At 70.6% G+C, this 17473-nt stretch carries 15 protein-coding genes and 2 pseudogenes; 8 read left to right on the top strand and 9 right to left on the bottom strand.

Going from position 1 to position 17473, the window contains the following annotated elements; genetic code table 11:
• Nucleotides 1–104 precede the first annotated feature (104 nt).
• Nucleotides 105–1154 (bottom strand): lipoyl protein ligase domain-containing protein, encoded by a 1050-nt coding sequence (locus ACYVF7_RS15640; RefSeq protein WP_460340273.1) that lies wholly within the window; start codon nucleotides 1152–1154, stop codon nucleotides 105–107.
• Between the two features lie 155 nt (nucleotides 1155–1309).
• Nucleotides 1310–1918 (bottom strand): TetR/AcrR family transcriptional regulator, encoded by a 609-nt coding sequence (locus ACYVF7_RS15635; RefSeq protein ID WP_460340270.1) that lies wholly within the window; start codon nucleotides 1916–1918, stop codon nucleotides 1310–1312.
• Nucleotides 1919–2018: 100 nt separating this feature from the next.
• On the opposite strand from ACYVF7_RS15635, the gene ACYVF7_RS15630 reads away from it, so the two are divergent.
• On the top strand, nucleotides 2019–3134 hold the full coding sequence (locus ACYVF7_RS15630) for a Gfo/Idh/MocA family protein (RefSeq protein ID WP_460340267.1): 1116 nt from the start codon (nucleotides 2019–2021) through the stop codon (nucleotides 3132–3134).
• A gap of 2 nt (nucleotides 3135–3136) precedes the next feature.
• Here the strand turns inward: ACYVF7_RS15630 and ACYVF7_RS15625 are convergent, their stop codons facing one another.
• A complete protein-coding gene (locus ACYVF7_RS15625; RefSeq protein WP_460340264.1) occupies nucleotides 3137–4720 on the bottom strand; it encodes an MFS transporter in 1584 nt (527 codons plus the stop codon).
• A gap of 146 nt (nucleotides 4721–4866) precedes the next feature.
• Between ACYVF7_RS15625 and ACYVF7_RS15620 the strand changes: the two genes are divergently transcribed.
• From ACYVF7_RS15620 to ACYVF7_RS15605, 4 genes are all read left to right on the top strand, one after another.
• A complete protein-coding gene (locus tag ACYVF7_RS15620) occupies nucleotides 4867–5319 on the top strand; it encodes a MarR family winged helix-turn-helix transcriptional regulator (RefSeq protein WP_460340261.1) in 453 nt (150 codons plus the stop codon).
• Between the two features lie 73 nt (nucleotides 5320–5392).
• Nucleotides 5393–6862 carry a DHA2 family efflux MFS transporter permease subunit gene (locus ACYVF7_RS15615; RefSeq protein WP_460340259.1) on the top strand — a complete coding sequence of 490 codons (1470 nt, stop codon included), beginning with the start codon at nucleotides 5393–5395 and terminating at the stop codon, nucleotides 6860–6862.
• Between the two features lie 38 nt (nucleotides 6863–6900).
• Complete coding sequence (locus tag ACYVF7_RS15610) at nucleotides 6901–7392, top strand: PPOX class F420-dependent oxidoreductase (protein ID WP_460340256.1); 492 nt, start codon at nucleotides 6901–6903, stop codon at nucleotides 7390–7392.
• Between the two features lie 195 nt (nucleotides 7393–7587).
• The gene (locus tag ACYVF7_RS15605) at nucleotides 7588–8481 is read left to right on the top strand and encodes an esterase/lipase family protein (RefSeq protein ID WP_460340253.1); all 894 of its coding nucleotides are present in this window, start codon (nucleotides 7588–7590) and stop codon (nucleotides 8479–8481) included.
• Nucleotides 8482–8498: 17 nt separating this feature from the next.
• On the opposite strand, the gene ACYVF7_RS15600 is transcribed toward ACYVF7_RS15605, so the two are convergent.
• Nucleotides 8499–9470: a hypothetical protein gene (locus ACYVF7_RS15600; RefSeq protein ID WP_460340250.1), complete on the bottom strand. Its 972-nt coding sequence runs from the start codon at nucleotides 9468–9470 to the stop codon at nucleotides 8499–8501.
• A 328-nt stretch (nucleotides 9471–9798) separates the two neighbouring features.
• Here ACYVF7_RS15600 and ACYVF7_RS15595 point away from each other — a divergent pair, with 328 nt between their 5' ends.
• Nucleotides 9799–11097: a hypothetical protein gene (locus ACYVF7_RS15595; protein WP_460340247.1), complete on the top strand. Its 1299-nt coding sequence runs from the start codon at nucleotides 9799–9801 to the stop codon at nucleotides 11095–11097.
• 65 nt (nucleotides 11098–11162) lie between these two features.
• Here ACYVF7_RS15595 and fusA read toward each other — a convergent pair.
• The 3 genes and pseudogenes from fusA to ACYVF7_RS15580 form a co-directional block, all read right to left on the bottom strand.
• A pseudogene (gene fusA, locus ACYVF7_RS15590) lies at nucleotides 11163–11397 on the bottom strand (elongation factor G); the annotation flags it as partial.
• Nucleotides 11398–11505: 108 nt separating this feature from the next.
• Entirely contained in the window at nucleotides 11506–13536 is a 2031-nt protein-coding gene (locus ACYVF7_RS15585; RefSeq protein WP_460340244.1) for a zinc ribbon domain-containing protein, read from the bottom strand.
• Between the two features lie 158 nt (nucleotides 13537–13694).
• Entirely contained in the window at nucleotides 13695–14246 is a 552-nt protein-coding gene (locus ACYVF7_RS15580; RefSeq protein ID WP_460340241.1) for a TetR/AcrR family transcriptional regulator, read from the bottom strand.
• 95 nt (nucleotides 14247–14341) lie between these two features.
• Here ACYVF7_RS15580 and ACYVF7_RS15575 point away from each other — a divergent pair, with 95 nt between their 5' ends.
• Nucleotides 14342–15082, top strand: coding sequence for an SDR family oxidoreductase (locus ACYVF7_RS15575; protein ID WP_460340238.1), 741 nt, complete (start codon nucleotides 14342–14344; stop codon nucleotides 15080–15082).
• Between the two features lie 100 nt (nucleotides 15083–15182).
• On the opposite strand, the pseudogene ACYVF7_RS15570 reads toward ACYVF7_RS15575, so the two are convergent.
• Nucleotides 15183–15461: pseudogene (locus tag ACYVF7_RS15570) on the bottom strand (hypothetical protein); the annotation flags it as partial.
• Nucleotides 15462–15485: 24 nt separating this feature from the next.
• Here ACYVF7_RS15570 and ACYVF7_RS15565 point away from each other — a divergent pair.
• A complete protein-coding gene (locus ACYVF7_RS15565; protein WP_460340235.1) occupies nucleotides 15486–15617 on the top strand; it encodes a hypothetical protein in 132 nt (43 codons plus the stop codon).
• 346 nt (nucleotides 15618–15963) lie between these two features.
• Here the strand turns inward: ACYVF7_RS15565 and ACYVF7_RS15560 are convergent, their stop codons facing one another.
• A complete protein-coding gene (locus ACYVF7_RS15560) occupies nucleotides 15964–17448 on the bottom strand; it encodes an MFS transporter (RefSeq protein WP_460340233.1) in 1485 nt (494 codons plus the stop codon).
• Between the last annotated feature and the right edge of the window lie 25 nt (nucleotides 17449–17473).

Below are 17473 nucleotides of genomic sequence, written 5' to 3'. Positions count from 1 at the left end.
TCTCCCCTTCATCGGATCCAGCCGAGCACTCTTGAGCGGGTGCCCCTTCATGACCTATCCAACCGAAGTACGCGGGCCCGCGTCTCACGGACCCCCGGCACGGGTCAGGGAACGCGGGCCGTCCACTCCACGGTGCCGAACTTCTCGGCCACCTTCTTCTCGGCCGCGCGCAGCTCATCGGCGGTGAGCCGGTCCTCGGTCAGGCCGTACCGGCCGCCGAAGTGTCCGATCATCCGGTCGATGATCTCCGATCGTGGCAGCCCGGTCTGGCGCCGCAGCGGGTCGACGCGCTTCTTCGCGCTGGCGATGCCCTTGTCCGACAGCTTCTCCCGGCCGATCCGCAGCACCTGCAGCATCTTGTCCGCGTCGATGTCGTACGACATGGTCACGTGGTGCAGCACCGCACCCGCGCTGAGCCTCTTCTGCGCCGCTCCGGCGATCTTCCCCTGGTCGGAGGTGATGTCGTTGAGCGGCTGGTACCACGCCCTGATGCCGAGCTCGCCGAGCGCGCCCAGCACCCAGTCGTCGAGGAAGGCGTAGCTGTCGGCGAAGGTCATGCCCTGGACGAGCGCGTCGGGGGCGTACAGCGAGTAGGTGATCGTGTTGCCGGGCTCGATGAACATCGCCCCGCCGCCGCTGATCCGGCGGACGACGGTCACGCCGTGCCGCCGCGCGGCGTCGGCGTCCACCTCGTTGCGCAGCGACTGGAAGCTGCCGATCACCACCGCCGGGGCCGCCCACTCCCAGACCCGCAGCGTCGGCGGGCGGCGCCCGGCCGCCACCTCCTCGGTGAGCACCTCGTCGAGGGCCATGTGCAGCGCCGGGTCCTGCGGCTCCTCGTGGATCAGCCGCCAGTCGTGGTCGCGCCAGTCGGTCGCGTCCGTCAGCGCCCGGCGTACGGCGATCCCGACGGCTTCCGCGGTGAACCCGAACATCGTGGTCCCGGCGGGCAGCCGCGCGTCGACGCGGGCGGCGATGTCCCGCGCCTCCAGGTGGACCGGCAGCCCGGTGAGAGCGTCGTTGATCGCGTCAAGGGCCTCGTCCGGCTCGAGGAAGAAGTCGCCGCTGACCCGGGCGTTCCGCAGCCGTGCGTCCTCGACGTCGAAGTCGACGACCACGAGCTTGCCGCCCGGCACCTTGTACTCACCGTGCATCCTGGCCCACCTGCCCTGACCGTTACCGCCGGGCCGCGCCCCGATGCGCGATCCCGGTGGTCATCAACCGCGCGGCCCCGGCGCGGATTCCTGTCTCGTCAACCGCGCGGCGTGGATTCCCGGTTCATCGGCCGGGTGCGGCATGGATTCCTGGCTCATGGGCCGGGTGCGGCTTGGAGGCCGTCGAGGACGATCCGCAGGTTGCGCCGCCACTGGTCCGCGCCGGCCCGCAGGCCGATCGTGCGGGTGGAGGTGGTCACCGAGGCGAGCACGAAGGCGACGTCCTCCCAGGGCACGTCCGGGCGCAGGACGCCGGCCGCATGGGCGTGCTCGACGAGGAGGCGAAGCTGGTCGCGCAGCGGGGCGAGCTGCGGCAGCGTGAGACCGCACTCTCCACCCAGCGCCTCGTTCAGGCCGCAGCTCGCGGCGCGCAGCTGGACGTACGCGGTGGCGAACTCGGTGAGGCCGTGCCACGGGTCGGGGTCGGCCATCGCCCGGTGGGCCACCTCGATCATCTCGTCGAGGACCTCCGCCAGCACGGCCTCCAGCAGCGCCTCGCGGGAGGGCACGCGGCGGTAGAACGTGCCGATGCCGACGCCGGCCCGGCGCGCGATCTCGTGGGCGGTGACGTCGACCCCCACCTCCGCGACCGCCGTACGGGCGGCGTCTACCAGCCGCTCCACGTTGCGTCGCGCGTCGGCCCTCGGCAGGCGCTCCGCGTCGCCGGCCAGCAGCCGGTCCACCGCGGCACTCGTTCCGCTCACGCGCTCACTCTAGCAACAAGTGGACGCGCCGCGTCCGGTTAGCGTACGCTCCGGGCACTAAGCGGACTCGCACCGTCCGTTTATTCCTTGGAGGTAGACCATGGACAGGATCCGCGTGGGCGTCGTCGGCGCGAGCCCGGATCGCGGGTGGGCCGCCACCGCGCACATCCCCGCGCTGCGCGCGCTGCCGGAGTTCGAGCTCACCGCCGTCGGCACGAGCCGTCCCGAGAGCGCCGAGGCGGCCGCCCGCGCGTTCGGCGCCCCGCACGCCTTCACCGACGCCCGCCTGCTCGCCGAGCACCCCGAGGTCGACCTGGTCGTCGTGACCGTCAAGGTGGCCGCCCACGCCGAGCTGGTCGGGGCGGCGCTGGCCGCGGGCAAGCACGTCTACTGCGAGTGGCCGCTCGGGCTGACCACCGAGGAGGCGGAGCACCTCGCGACCTCGGCCCGGGCCGCCGGCGTGCACGACGCGATCGGGCTGCAGGCGAGGTACGCACCGGCGATCTCCCACGCTCGCGAGCTGATCGCGGAGGGGTATGTCGGCCGCGTCACGTCCGCGCACGTCCACGCCGTCCGGGGCAAGGGCGCGTCCGGCGACATCCCCGCCTGGGCGGCCTACACGCTCGACCAGGCTCAGGGCGCGGGCCTGCTCGAGGTCGTCGGAGGACACACCCTCGACGCCCTGGAGCACATGGCCGGCGACTTCGCCGGGCTCACGGCCGCCCTCGCGGTCCAGCGCACGGGCTACACCGTGGCCGAGACCGGAGACGCGGTGACCTCCACCAGCCCGGACCAGGTGCTCCTGCACGGCGTCCTCACCGGCGGGGCGACGGCCTCGGTCCACCTGGAGGACGCGCGAGTGGGCGACAACCGCACCGTCCTGGAGATCGCCGGCACCGAGGGCGACCTGACCGTCGTCGCGGCGGGCGACTGGAAGACCGCCCAGATCCAGATCTCCGAGCCCCGGCTGCGCGGCACCCGGGAGGTCGGCACTCCGTACCAGGACCTGCCCGTGCCGGAGCGCCACCGGAGCCTCCCGGCCGAGATCCCGGAGGCCGCCCGCAACGTCGCGCGGGTCTACGCGGCGCTCGCCGACGACATCCGCGACGGAGGCCGGAGCGTGGCGGGCTTCGACCATGGAGTGCGCCTGCACCGGCTGCTCGACGCCATCCGGGAGTCGGCCGGGACGGGCGCCACGCACCCCGTCACCCGCTGAGGTCAGCGGCCGACGGCCGGCTCGGGACCGACCGGGTCCGGTGTCGCGGGCCGGCCGGTCGGCTGGGCGATCTCGGCGCGGCGCAGGACGGCGACGGTCAGGACGGCGGCGGCCACCATGACGACGGCACCTGCGACGGCGGCGGCGTGCATGCCGTCGACGAACGCCGTACGGGCGGCGCGCCGGACCACGTCACCGGGCCGTCCCGGCAGCCAGGCCACCGCGAGCGCACCGCCCAGCGTCTCCCGTACGGCGTGCACCGCGTCGTGCGGCAGGCCGGCGGGTATCGCGCCGGTGACGTCGTGGCGGTAGATCGCGGTCCCGACGCTGCCGAGGACCGCCATGCCGAGGGCACCGCCGAACTCGCTGCCGCACTCCACCAGCGCCGAGGCCGTCCCGGCGCGCTCGGGCGGTGCGGCGCCCAGCACCATGTCGGTGACCAGGGTCATCACGACGGCCAGGCCGATCGCGTACACCGCGGCCCCCACGAGGACCACCAGCACGGAGGAGTCCGCCCGTGCCTGGGTGAGACCGAGGAAGCCCAGCGCGCCGATGAGGAAACCGGCGCCGATGACGTACGCCCGGTTCACCCGGCGGGCGAGCTGGGTGGCCAGGGGCGCGGCGATCCCGACGCCCAGCGACGGCACGAGGCTCCACAGCGCCGCGGTGAGGGGACTCATGCCGAGCACGGACTGCAGGTACTGCGTAGTGAAGATCGCGAAGCCGACCAGGGCGAACATGGCGATGAGGTTGGTCAGGATCGACCCGCTGAAGCCCCGGTTGCGGAACATCGCCAGGTCGATCATGGGGTCCGGGCGGCGGGCCTGACGCCGGATGAAGACGACGCCGACGAGGAGGCCGGCGGCGATGCTCAGCACCCGCAGGAGGTCGGCACCGTCGGCGGCGATCTCCTTTACACCGTAGATCACGGGCAGCACGGCCCCCAGCGACAGCACCGAGCTCACCAGGTCGAACCGGCCGGCCCCCGGGTTCTTGAACTCCGGCACCAGGAGCGGGGCGAAGACCAGGAGCAGCACCATGGCCGGGGTGTTGATGAGGAACACCGAGCCCCACCAGAAGTGGTTCAGCAGCAGTCCGCTCAGGACCGGGCCGAGCGCGATGCCGCCCGTGGTGGCGGCCGACCAGATGGCGACGGCGGTGCCGCGCTGCTTCTCGTCGTGGAACATGTTGCGGATCAGCGCCAGCGTCGAGGGCATCAGCGTCGCGCCGCCGACGCCGAGCACGGCTCGGGCGGCGATGAGCATCCCGGCGCTCTGGGCGTACGCCGCGGCGACGGACGCGAGGCCGAAGCCGAGCGCTCCGAACAGCAGGAGGCGCCGCCGGCCGATCCGGTCGCCGAGCGAGCCCATCGTGATGAGGAGCCCGGCGAGCACGAAGCCGTAGATGTCGAAGATCCACAGTTGCTCGGTGCTCGTCGGCTGCAGGGTCCGGCTGATGAACGGGACGGCGAAGTACAGCACCGACACGTCCATGGAGACGAGGAGGAGCGGGAGCAGCAGCACGCAGAGTGCGATCCACTCCTTGCGGCCGGCCTTGGCCACGGTCTCGGCAGAGGAGGTTTCCATGGCCCGAAGCCTCGGCGCGACCGCTGACCGTCCGCGCACCATGCGCTGACCGACCGGTTACGGCAGGAGATAGATAATCTGCAACCTTACGCATTTGCTAGATTGGCGGTATGACGACCAGCGCACCTTCTCGCACCGTTCCGGACATGTCGTACCTGCTCACGCACACCGCTCACGTGCTCACGACCCGGATGAGCGCCGCCTTCGAGGAGATCGGCATCACCCCGCGGGCGTACTGCGTGCTGTTCCACGCGCTGGAGGAGGAACGCACCCAGATCCAGCTGGCCGAGATCTCCGACCTGGACAAGACGACGATGGTCGTCACCGTGGACGAGCTGGAGAAGGCCGGACTGGCGGAGCGCCGGCCGTCGAGCCGGGACCGCCGCGCGCGGGTCATCGCCGTCACCGAGGCGGGCGAGCGGATCGTCGCCGAGGGGACGCGCATCGCCGACCGGGTGCACCGCGAGGTCCTGGAGGCGCTCCCCGAGAGCGAGGGAGACGTGCTGGTCAGCGCCCTGACCCGGCTCGCCGAGGGTCTCCTGTCGACCCCCGTGGAGTGCGACCGGCCGGTACGGCGGACCCGTCAGGCGCGAAAGTAAGTCCAAAGAAGATGGTCTACAACAAAACTATCTGCTAGCGTCTCATCCGGTTGCCTACGAACCGGGAGACACCATGCACCCCTCTTCCCCTGTCCGCTCGCGTACGGCGGCGCTCGTCGCGCTGTGCGCCGGGACGCTCATGATCATCTTGGACGGCAGCATCGTGACGGTCGCGCTGCCGGCCATCCAGCGGGACCTGCGCTTCTCCCCCGCGAACCTCACCTGGACCGTCAACGCCTACATGATCGCCTTCGGCGGCCTTCTCCTGCTGGCCGGGCGGCTCGGCGACCTGATCGGCCGCAAGCGGGTGTTCGTCACCGGCCTCGTTCTCTTCACGGCCGCGTCGCTGCTGTGCGGCCTCGCGACCGGCCAGGAGATGCTCATCGCCGCCCGGTTCCTCCAGGGGATCGGAGGCGCGCTGACCTCCGCCGTGAGCCTCGGGATGATCGTCACGCTGTTCCCCGAGCCGCGCGAACGCGGTACGGCGATCGGGGCGTTCAGCTTCGTCGGGGCCGCCGGCGCCTCGATCGGCCAGGTCCTCGGCGGCGTCCTCACCGAGGCGATCAACTGGCACTGGATCTTCTTCATCAACCTGCCGATCGGCGTGGCGACGCTCCTTCTGGCGATCCGGGTCCTGCCCGGGGACCGCGGCCTCGGCTTCGCCGCCGGTGCCGACGCCATCGGCGCCCTGCTGGTCACCGCGGGGCTGATGCTCACCGTCTACACGATCGTCCAGACGAGTCACCACGGCTGGGCCGCTCCGTCCACGCTCGTCCTCGGCGCGATCTCCGTCGCCCTGCTGGCCGCCTTCGTCCTCCGGCAGGCCACCGCCGCCGCTCCTCTCCTGCCCCTGCGGATGTTCCGGTCGCGGAACGTCTCCGGCGCCAACGTCATCCAGGTCCTGATGGTCTCGGCCTTGTTCGGGTTCCAGATCCTCATCGCGCTGTACCTGCAGAACGTCCAGGGGTACGGCGCCCTCGCCACCGGCCTCGCCCTGCTGCCGGCGGCCGGGACGATCGCGGCCGTCTCCCTTCTCCTCTCCGCGCGGTTGATCGCGCGGTTCGGCGAGCGGACCGTGCTGCTCACCGGCCTGGCGCTGCTGGTCGCCGGCATCGGGCTGCTGACGCGGCTCCCCGTGCACGCCGACTACGTCGTCGACCTGCTGCCGACGATGCTGCTGGCCGGCGGGTTCGGCCTGGCGATCTCGGCGCTGACCGCCCTCGGCATGTCGGGCGCGCGTCCCGACGACGCGGGCGTCGCCTCCGGGCTGTTCAGCACGACGCAGCAGGTCGGCGGCGCGCTCGGCGTCGCGGTGCTGTCCACGCTGGCGGCCGCGCACACCACCCGGCTCGCGACACACGGGCACGACCGGGCGTCCGCACTGACCGGCGGATTCCAGTTGGCCTTCGGCATCGGCGCGGGCCTGCTCGCCGTCGCCTTCATCCTCGCCCTGACGGTGCTCCGGCGCCACGGCACGACCACTACCGGCGACGTCCCGGCCGTGGACGCCCCAGTGACCGCCGTCACCGCCGCCGGCCACTGAATCCGCATCCATCTCCACTGAGCAGAGGACCACGGACCATGAGCACCACCGAAGACACCCCCGGCTCCGGCCCCGCCCCCGTCGCCCTCTCCGACGACGCCCTCGTCCGGTTTCTCGCCGAGCATCAGTTCGGGGCGCTGGCGACGAACAAGAGCAGCGGCCACCCCCATCTCTCGACCGTCTTGTATTCGTGGGACGGCGGGGAGCGCATCGCCCGGATCAGCACCACGGCGGACCGGCTGAAGGTGCGGCACCTGCGGAAGGATCCCCGGAGCGCGCTGTACGTGAGCAGCGAGGACCACTGGTCGTTCGCCGTCGCCGAGGGCACGGCCGAGATCTCCCCCGTCACGACCACGCCCGGGGACCCCACGGGACTGGAGCTGCTCGGCATGGTTCCGCCTTTCGAGGATCCGGAGGAGCAGGCAGCCTTCCTGAAGCAGATGGTGGCCGACGAACGGCTGGTGATCCGGCTGCGGGTGAGCCGTCTGTACGGCACCGCACTGGACATTCCCTCCGCACCGCCGAGCTGACGCCTGGTCCCGAGCGGTTGCTGCGGGGCGCCGGAGGCTTCCGGCGCCCCGCAGCATACTGGCCGGTATTCGTTACTTGACCGTTATTCGTAACGCCCTGGTCAGATAGTTAACCCGCAGGTAACTTCCTCCCATAAGTGATCAGTTACGTGACCTGACTCACTTTGGCGCTCCCCCACGCTTCCGGGAGGAACCGTGCCCGCACGCCCCCGCACTCTCCGTACGCTCTTCCTCACCGCCGCCGCGACCCTCTCCACCGCCCTCGTCGCCGTTCTGTCCCCTCCCGCGCACGCGGCCACCCCCATCGAGGCGGCCAAGGCGCTCGCCGCCCCCGGTGTTCCCGGCGCGAACGACTGGTCGTGCCGGCCGACCGCCGCCCATCCCCGCCCGGTGGTCCTTGTCCACGGCACCTTCGCCAACGGCAGCGTCAACTGGCTCACCGCGGCCCCCGCCCTCGCCGCGCGCGGATACTGCGTCTTCGCCCTCACCTACGGCGAGGTCTCCGGTGTCCCCGTCCTTCGCGCCGTCGCACCGGTGGCCGACTCGGCGGCCCAGCTGTCGACGTTCGTCACCGGCGTCCTCGCGGCCACGGGCTCCGCCCAGGTCGACATCGTCGGGCACTCGCAGGGCGGAATGATGCCGCGCTACTACCTGCGATTCCTCGGCGGCGCGGCCAAAGTGCACGCCCTCGTCGGCCTGGCCCCCTCCAACCACGGGACCACCCTCGACGGCCTCGCCGCCCTGGCGTCCTCCTTCCCGGGGGCGCTCGACCTCCTGAACGCCGGCTGCCCGGCCTGCGTCGACCAGATGGTCGGATCGGCCCTGCTGACCAGGCTGAACGCCGGCGGCGACACGGTCCCGGGCGTCTCCTACACCGTCATCGCCACCAAGTACGACGAGGTCGTCACGCCGTACGGCACGCAGTTCCTCAGCGGCTCCGGCGTCCACAACGTCACCGTCCAGAGCCTCTGCCCGGTCGACATCTCCGAGCACGCCGCGATGGCCTTCGACCCGGTCGTGCTGCACGAGGTCGAGAACGCCCTCGACCCCGCCCACGCCACCACCACGACCTGCGCCTCTCACGGCTGAACCCGTCCCGGGGGCGGTCAGCCGCCCCCGGGGCCCTGCCTCCGTACGATCCGCAGGACCGTCGTCAGCAGCGTCAGGCCGGCGGCGGTGCCGAGAGCGTGTTCGGCGACCGCCACCCCGGTGTACTCGGCGGTCGTGAAGCCCCCGGGCCGCAGGATCACCATCGGCAGCTTCCAGCCGCTCCACGCGAAGAGCGAGCCCGACGCCGCGAAGGCCAGGGTCGTCGGAATCCACCGCCGGAGCCCGGCGGGCCGCCCGCGGGTGAGCGCCCACACGCTCCAGGCGCCCAGCAGTGCCCACAGTCCCGAGCTCGCGTTCAGCAGCCGTCCGTTGAGATCCCAATGGTCGCGATGGGCCGGGTCGAAACCCAGCGTCCCGCCCACGCCCCAGAAACACCAGAGCACGCCCAGCCCGGCGGTCGCGGCGAGCGCGGCCATGACGAGTGACGACGCGCCGGCCTCGCCGCTCCCGAGCCGGCCGAGGAAGGCACGCGGCCACCGCTCCCGCAGATAGATCGGCAGGGCCACCGCGAGCCCGACGGCCATCCCCGCGAACCCGATCGTGATGAGCGCCGTCTCCCACTGCGGCGCCGGATCGGACCCGTCCTGCCCACCGCCCAGGTCGGCCCCGAACGCGCCGACGACGCCCGCGGCCACCATGTACGGGATCATGGGAACGAGGAAGCCCGCGCCCACCCACGCGAAGAAGACCACCGGAGCGGCGGGCAGTCGGCGTCCCCACCGCTGGGCCAGCGCCAGCCCGAGTCCGACCCCGGTCGTCGCCATCGCCACGGTGACGGCGTTCAGCGCCACCCAGTCGGCGGTGCCGAAACCCTCGGGGGCCCGGCCGATGAACGCCGCGACGACCCAGATGACCTTGACGACCAGGTAGGACCCCATGCTGAGCGCCGCGCCGTAACCGGCGATCCTGCGCGCGGCGCTCCAGTGCGCGCCCACGCCCTCCGGCGATCCCGCCGATTCCCGCACCATCCGAGCACTCCCCGTCGAGCCGATGTGACCCTGGCGAGCCTCGCGGAGACGTCTATCGGACAGGACCCTCTGCGGTGTGAACCACCAGTGATCCGTCTCCCCCTCGCGAGGGAGAGAGGCGCATTCGCCCGCAATTTGTCGCGGATAGCAGCAATCTAGCTCTTCTTCCACATGCGGCCGACCTCACACTTGCGGGGAACAGACGCACGACGACGATCAATGGATGACAAACGTTCCGGAATTGGCCAGATGGCGCACAGAACCGATAAACAGATGAAATCCCAGACTATGGTCATCCATGATCATAATGACCGAACAAGGAGCCTTCTTGCGCCGTAGCGGGATAGTACTGCTCAGCGTCCTCACCGCGCCTTTCATCCTCATGCCGACGGGAACCGCGTTCGCCGCGGACCAGCCGGTCGTGAACTGGGCGAACAGCGACCCCAATGACCTGGGAACGCTCGAGGTCTCCGTGACATCCGCACAGGACATCACTCACCTGAAGGCACACATCATCTCGCCGTCGAACGGTCAGGAGGTCGCCGCCACCGAGGACTTCGTGCTGCGCTCCGGTACCGCCAAGGACGGCGTCTGGGCGACGAGGGATACGCTCAAGCTCGACGCGCTGGGCTATTACTCGGTGAACGTGGACGCCACCACCGCCGACGGATCTCAGGCCACCGCGGCCGGCAGTCTCAGTTATTACGCGCAGACGGTATTCGACCCGCTCGTCGCCGACCGATCGACGGTGAGCTACGCGCACCGAGACGCCACGATACGCAGCCGGCTCATGAGCCGCTCACCCGCCACCCGCCAACTCACCCCGTTCGCCAACGCCCCGATGTGGCTGAACGTGACGGATTACGACCGTATCGGCAACCCCGTCGACCTCGACGGCGGCCAGTTGCACACCGACGCCGACGGCCGGTTCTCCTACTCTCGCTCGCTGAAGGGGAAGACCGACTTCTACGTCTACTATCCGTACGCGAACGAGTTCCCCGGATACCTCGCCGGCAACACCAACACCCTCGTGGTCGACGTGCACCCATCTCCGGTACGGGTGACGGCGACGGCCAATCCCCTCCGGGTCAACGCCGGCGGCCAAGTCGCGATCTCCGGCCGGGCCACCTGGAAGTCCCCCACCGGATGGCAGCCACTGACCGGGGCCACCTTCACCATCGGAAAGCAATACCCGGGTCAGCAGGTGACCACCGACGCCGACGGCCGTTACTCGGCGACACTGGTCCCGTACATCTCCGACAAGCTTCCAGTCACCTATGTGACTCAGGATCCGTTCATGGCGGACGCCTCGACGACGGCCGACGTGATCGTCGCACAACCGTCGGCCATCCGCGAGTTCGGTGCCGAGCGGGGGGATCAGGCCGGAACGGTCACCTTGACGGGGAACATCGACTTCCCCGGGCCCGAGTCACCGGCTGAGGCTCAGATCCACATCGAGTTCTCGCCGGATGGGACCACCTGGACCAGCAAGACGACCGTATCGGCCGTCAACGGTTTCTCCTCCACCGTGGAGGAGACGCGCCCGGGGTACTGGCGGGCGCGCTACCTCGGCGGCAGGGATTTCCAGCCCGCCACCAGCGAGACCGTGTACTTCGACCCTCGCTGAGGTTCCCGACGCCGTCGGGAACGCCGGGCGTTCCGCCGCAGGACGGCGGCGGAACGCCCGCACGGTCAGGCGCGTACGCCGATCTCCTCGGCCAGGTGACGCGGGACCTCGGCGTACGAGTCGAACTCCATCGAGTAACTCGCCCGTCCCGAGGTAGGTGACCTCGACGGCCATGACCGGCTCCAGGAGCACCGGCGCGGCCTGGCCAGCGGCCTCCTTGAACGCGTGGAAGCCGGCCTGCCAGAACGCGAGCTCGGAGGAGTCCTGCTCGTGGAAGGCGCCGTCGAGGAGCGTGACGCGCGCGTAGAGCTTACCGGCCCGCTCCTTCCTGCCCTTGACGGAGTTGAGTACCGCGGTGCCCGACTCCAGGCGGCCAGCGTAGACCCGGACGAAGGCCAGCGTCTCTGATCAGCTCAGGGATCCGTAGTCATATTGGGTATTTGTGACTAGGGGATCTATCCACCGTGGTGGGGTGGCGTGGGCGTGCAGGTGGAAACCTGCGCCCAGTGCCGCTCCTTTGGGCCGGTGCCGTGGACGGTCCCGGCGGGTGGGGGTGGTTGAGCTGATCGTGTGCACGGTGGTGGTGCGCACGCCCTGGTACCGGCAGGCCGCGCGAGGCAGCGTGTGGTCCGTGTGAGCGTGTCCCTCCGGACGCTGACCCGCCGGCCCGCAGAGGTCGGGGGTGGAGGGTGCCCCGCGTCGCCTGGGCACGGGGCGTGGAGATCGGCACGGGGTCGGCCCAGTCTTGGACCGGTCACCCCCGCTGGCCTGAGCAGGCGCGGTCGCGGTGATGACCGCACCCGCTTCGAGCGTGTCGACGACGCGGCCGATGGCCATCTGGCCGGTGGCGCGATCAACGATGGTGTTGTGCTGGTGGGTCGGGCCGCGAGCGGCGATACGCCGCCATGCGCCATGGTCACGGTCGCCTTGCCAGCCACAGTCGGGGTCGGGGCAGATCGCCCACTTCCATCCGGGTGTGGTGGGCCGGTCCGGTGCCTTGCAATGCCGCAGCGGCAGCAGACACTGCGGGCAGTGCTTGGAGGTGTTTCGGGCCGGAACGGTGACCACGGCGATGCCTGCCTCGGCGGCCAGATGCCGCATGTTGCCGACGACCTGTCCCCGCACCGCTTGGGAGAGGCGGGTGTTGAGGGTGCGGCCCATGCCTTTAGCCTCCATCGACCGCAGATCCTCCACATAGATCACACTCGCGCCGACGGCGATGGCCTGATCCACCGCCCACCGCGCGGCCGACCAGGCCAGCGCGTCGTTCAGACCCGACCGGCGCTCGGCCACATACCGGTGTTCGACCGTCAGCACGGCGTGTTTGGCGGCCAGGTGATGGTTCTCCTGGCCGCCGATGAGGCGTTGATAGGTGTCGGATTTGGCGTGCAGGTGTTCGCCGTGGCGGCGCAGCCGGTGCTGGCGGGCCATCACCCCACCGGCCCGGAACATCGCCCCAGCCCCCAACACGGTAATAATGCCATCGGGACGCAAACGACAAGCCCCGGCACTGAGCAGGGTGTTCAAGCCCCAGTCCACACCTAGCGCCGTCGTGTGATCCTTCCGTTCGGCTTTCGGGACGGGGTTAGAGAACGCCACATCGGCGTGCACCCTGCCACCACGCGGCCCGGTAGTGAGGCGGAGTGTGGGCAGGTGCAACACCGCATCCGGCGGGACGGTGGACGGCAGCGTGAGCGGACAGGCCACCCAGGACCAGTCGGCATACGAACGCGGATCAGGGCGGGTCGGCAACTGCAACCGCAGCAACACCCTGGCCGCATCGTCCTCGGCGCGCTCCACGGTGGCCTGCTGCCGGTCCACTGCGGCCAGCACCAGCATCCGCGCCGCACGCGGCGCATCCTCCAGGTCGAACACATCAACCGGAAGCCGCCCATGAGCGTCGAGAAAGGCGGTGATCTGCCGCGTGCGCGCCTTGATCACGCCACCGGACAGGGCCCCGCCCTCAGGGATCGCCTCACGGACGGCGTCCCACTCGGCCGCCGTGCGCTTGTCCGGATCGGCGGGCCAGGTCGCCAGGATCCCGGCGACCACCTCGGCGCGATGCCGCGCCCCGCGCAGGGTCCGCCCGGCCTGTTCTTGAGTCATCCGCACGATCCGGTCATTGACCTTGACCCCGCCCGGGACGGTCACGGCCCAGCCCAACCTGCGTAACGCCGTCCACGCATTTGACGGCAAGGCGCGGCCCGTATCATCCACCCCTGCGGCCAGCCTCGCCGCGTCACCGGCGTTCCAATGCTCGGCCAGCAGGCCGGTGGCCATGCCGGCGACCAGGTCCGCAACCCAGCCCACCCGCTCGGCCATTACCCGCGCCGTCAGGGCCTCTCCGGTCTTCTCGTCCGCCCCGCCACGCAGCATCGCGCGGGCGGTCGCGGTCCGGGCCACCTGACCGGCGGCCAGCGGAAGCTTACGGCTACTCATGCGACACGACCGGGCGAAGCGTGATTGAACATGTACGCATAGTATCGATCCGTATCTGCATTCCGCTCGGTGATTCGAAAATTCGAGCGAGGTCAGCCCGTCAGAACGTCGACCCGCCTACCGGCGAAGCGCTATCGAGCGCCCCCTGCGTGGGCGGGCTACTCGCGACGGCGCAGTCCGTCGAGGACGATGTGGAGCAGATGCCGGGCGCGGGTGTCCCACTCGGCCTGGTCGAGGCGGGTCAGGTAGCCGATGAGGAGGATGACGTCGCGGGCGTCGACGTCCGGGCGGACGGTCCCGTCGGCCTTGCCGGCGTCGAGGAGCACGGTCAGCGCGTCGCCGATGGGGCCGAGACTGTGGGCGGAGAGGTCCCGCCACACCGACGCCTCGACGGCGGCGAGCACTCCGCGCTTGACCTGCGCGTAGTCGATCACCCGGTCGAACCAGCGGGCCAGCGCGATGAGCGGCTCGTGTTCGGCGAGCAGCGCCGGCGCCGCCGCCACGAGTTCGTCGACGTCCTCCCGGTAGACCTCGGCGAGCAGGTCCTCGCGGGTCGGGAAGTGGCGGTAGAGGGTGCCCTGGCCGACCCCGGCCTGCTTGGCGATCGCGTTGAGCTTCACCTCGTCCGCGTTCGCGATGACCTCTCGGGCGACGCGGATGATCCGTGCGCGATTGTCGGCCGCGTCGGCCCTGCGGCGGGTTGAGTCCATCGTTCCTCTGCTCCGCGACTGGCTAACCGGACACGTGTCCGGTAGCGTTCACGGCTATACGGACACGTGTCCACTTTACTTTGGAGGGATCTCCCATGCCAGCCATCAGCGGCAAGGTCGTCGCCATCACCGGAGCGAGCAGCGGCATCGGCGAGGCCACGGCGCGCCTGCTCGCCGAGCACGGCGCGGCCGTCGTCATCGGCGCGCGCCGGACCCAGCGCCTCGACGAGCTCGCCCAGGACATCCGCGACCGCGGTGGACGTGCCGTCGCCTGCGCCACCGACGTCACCCGCCCCGAGGACCTCGAACGGCTCGTCGGCCGGGCCGTGACGGAGTTCGGCCGGCTCGACGTGCTGGTGGGCAACGCCGGCATCGCCAAGCTCGGGCCCATGGCCGACCTCGACGTCGACGGCTGGTCCGCGATGATCGACGTCAACCTGCGCGGGGTGCTCCACGGCATCGCCGCCGCCCTGCCGGTGTTCCACCGTCAGGGCCAAGGCCACCTGGTGACCACGGTGTCGACGTCCGGCCTGAAGATCGTCCCCACCCAGGCGGTCTACGCCGCGACCAAGAACGCCGTCCGTACCTTCCTGGAAGCACTGCGGCAGGAGTCGACCGACGGCGTGCTGCGGACGACCGCGGTGTCGCCGGGCTACGTCCGCACCGAACTCGCCGGCTCCATCGACAACGCCCACGACCGCGAGCAGATCCGCCGCGCCATGGACGAACTCGCCATCGCGCCGGAAGCCGTCGCCCGCGCCATCGCCTTCGCCATCGAACAGCCCCACGACGTCGAGATCGGCGAGATCACCATCCGCCCGACCGTCCAGGGCTGACCAGTGGCGGTGGGCTTCGCGGAGCGGGTGGCCGGCCAGGCGGCCGGTGATGACGCCGGCGCGGTTGGGGCATTGCCGGATGCCCTCGTACAGGCAGGGTCTAGCCGGCGCGTTCGGGGGGTCGCATGTCGTTCGTGAAACGGTCGACCAGCGAATGGGCCAGCCGCGCGGTGCCCTGTGCGGTGGTCCCGGTCATCGCCTGCAGGGCGCCGTCACGGACGAGGGCGACCAGGCCGTGGGCGGCCGCCCAGGCCAGCAGCGCCAGCTCCTGCGATGCCTCTGACTCCTGCGCCGCAGCCGGCTCCTCCGGTCGCCCGCTCATGCCGGCCGTGGCCTGACGCAGCACGGCGAACGAACTCTGCTGAGCGGCCTGCAGGTTCGGATCGTCGGCCTCGCCGAGCCCATGCTGCTGTGGCTACGCGTGCTGGTCATGCCCGCACTCGGGCTCACCGGGCTCGTGCTGTGGAAGCAGGCGCAGCTACGCCGCGTCGTGGCGTTCGCCCGGCGCCGGCTGGGGACCGTGGCGCACCGCTGAATTCCGCCCGCTCACCACGCCTACCTGCACGACGCCGACGCGGTCGACGACGCCCTCGCCCATCAGGCCGCCGACGGCATCGACGAGGCCACCGCACCACCGATCGTCAGCGCCGGGTCCGGCACCGGCCGGTGAGCGATCCGTCGGCAAGGCGCCCCCACCGGGTCCCCCTGATGGCGAACCCGCCGGCGGTCGAGGACCTGCGCGCAGAGCGCGATGGGCCGTCATGGAAGCGGGGAGCCGACGTCTCGTCGACTCCCCGCTTTGACCTGCTATTTCACGCCTTAACGGCGCCCTGAATACTGGGGCAGTGCGCTTATTCCGAGGGTGCGGTATTCCCCCCGGGCTAGTGCTGCGAAAGTACGGAACCCTCGGCATCCGCCGACTTGTCGGCGGATGCCGACTGCGGCTGCGAGGAGGCAGTCGGCGACCGCAGCACGGCGGCCGCGATGAGGAAGCCGGCGACGAGGAGCCCGGTCGCGACGCCGAACGACAGGTGGTAGCCACCGGTCAGGGCCGCAGGAGTGCTCTTCCGATCGGTGAGCAGGCTCTGCGTGCGCGAACTCGCCAGCGTGGCCAGTACAGCGACGCCGAGGGCACCCCCGACCTGCTGCGTGGTGTTGAGCAGCCCGGAGGCGAGGCCCGAATCGCCGGGTGTGGCGCCCGACATGGCCAGTCCGACGACCGCCGGAAGCGCCAGGCCTGCGCCGGCTCCGAGCAGCACCACGGCCGGCAGGACGTCCACGGCGTAGGTCACGTGCACGGGAAGGCGGGCGAGCAGCACGAGCGCAGCCGCGGTGCACACCAGCCCCGACAGCAGGACGGTGCACCCGCCGAACCGTGTCATCAGCCGGGCGGAGAACCCGAGTGAGATGATCGCGATCACGACGGGTCCGGGCAGGTAGGCAAGGCCGGTTTCGACGGCGCTGTATCCGTTGACCGCTTGCAGGTAGAGCGCGAAGAGGAACTGGAACCCGAACAGTGCGGCCACGAAGAGGATCTGGACGACGTTGGCTCCCCAGAGCTGACGTGACCGGAAGACGCGCAGTGGCAGCAGTGGGCTGCTCGCCCTCGCCTGGCGCAGGACGAACCCCGTGAGCAGGACGATCGACAGGCCGCCGAAGCCGAGCGTGTGCATCGAGGCCCAGCCGCTTTCCTCGGCCTTGTTGATGGTGTAGACGAGCAGCATCAGGCCTCCGGTGACCAGGAACGCGCCCACCAGGTCGGCTCCCCCACCGAAGCCGAGCCCGCGGTCGGGCTCGAAGAGGCGTACGGCCAGGGCCACGATGACGATCCCGATGGGGACGTTGATGAAGAAGATCGAATGCCAGCCGGCCGCCTGGGTGAGCGCACCACCCGCGATGACGCCGATCGAGCCTCCCGCCGCGGCCACGAAACTGAAGACACCGATCGCCCTGGCCTGCTCGCGCGGCTCGGTGAACATCGTCACGATCATGCCCAGGGTCACGGCGCTGGCCATCGCGCCGCCGATCCCCTGGACGAACCGCCCGGCTATCAACAGCTCCTGGCCGCCCGACAGGCCGCAGAGCAGCGATGCGGCGGTGAACACCGTCATGCCGACGAGGAACATCCGCTTGCGGCCAATGAGATCGCCGAGCCGTCCGGACAGGAGCAGTAGGCCACCGAACGCGATCATGTAGGCGTTGACGAGCCAGGCGAGGCCGGTCTGCGAGAAGTGCAGCCCCTTGCCGATGGTGGGCAACGCCACGGTGACGACGCTTCCGTCGAGGACGATCATCAGCGTCCCCGCGCAGAGCACATAGAGGGCCCACCAGCGCATGCGGCCGGTACGGACGGTGGTCTCGCCCACGAGTCGTCCCTTCTTCCTAGGTGGA

Source organism: Actinoallomurus acanthiterrae (assembly GCF_054775715.1).
Note: the sequence above shows the minus strand (reverse complement) of the source record. Positions and strands in the feature narration are given on the sequence as shown.

Excerpts from the sequence above, each read along its gene's own strand:
- ACYVF7_RS15640 (WP_460340273.1), bottom strand. The coding sequence starts at position 1,154 with ATGCACGGTGAGTACAAGGTGCCGGGCGGCAAGCTCGTGGTCGTCGAC.
- ACYVF7_RS15630 (WP_460340267.1), top strand. The coding sequence starts at position 2,019 with ATGGACAGGATCCGCGTGGGCGTCGTCGGCGCGAGCCCGGATCGCGGG.
- ACYVF7_RS15625 (WP_460340264.1), bottom strand. The coding sequence starts at position 4,720 with ATGGAAACCTCCTCTGCCGAGACCGTGGCCAAGGCCGGCCGCAAGGAG.
- ACYVF7_RS15620 (WP_460340261.1), top strand. The coding sequence starts at position 4,867 with ATGTCGTACCTGCTCACGCACACCGCTCACGTGCTCACGACCCGGATG.
- ACYVF7_RS15615 (WP_460340259.1), top strand. The coding sequence starts at position 5,393 with ATGCACCCCTCTTCCCCTGTCCGCTCGCGTACGGCGGCGCTCGTCGCG.
- ACYVF7_RS15610 (WP_460340256.1), top strand. The coding sequence starts at position 6,901 with ATGAGCACCACCGAAGACACCCCCGGCTCCGGCCCCGCCCCCGTCGCC.
- ACYVF7_RS15600 (WP_460340250.1), bottom strand. The coding sequence starts at position 9,470 with ATGGTGCGGGAATCGGCGGGATCGCCGGAGGGCGTGGGCGCGCACTGG.
- ACYVF7_RS15585 (WP_460340244.1), bottom strand. The coding sequence starts at position 13,536 with ATGAGTAGCCGTAAGCTTCCGCTGGCCGCCGGTCAGGTGGCCCGGACC.
- ACYVF7_RS15580 (WP_460340241.1), bottom strand. The coding sequence starts at position 14,246 with ATGGACTCAACCCGCCGCAGGGCCGACGCGGCCGACAATCGCGCACGG.
- ACYVF7_RS15575 (WP_460340238.1), top strand. The coding sequence starts at position 14,342 with ATGCCAGCCATCAGCGGCAAGGTCGTCGCCATCACCGGAGCGAGCAGC.
- ACYVF7_RS15565 (WP_460340235.1), top strand. The coding sequence starts at position 15,486 with ATGCTGCTGTGGCTACGCGTGCTGGTCATGCCCGCACTCGGGCTCACC.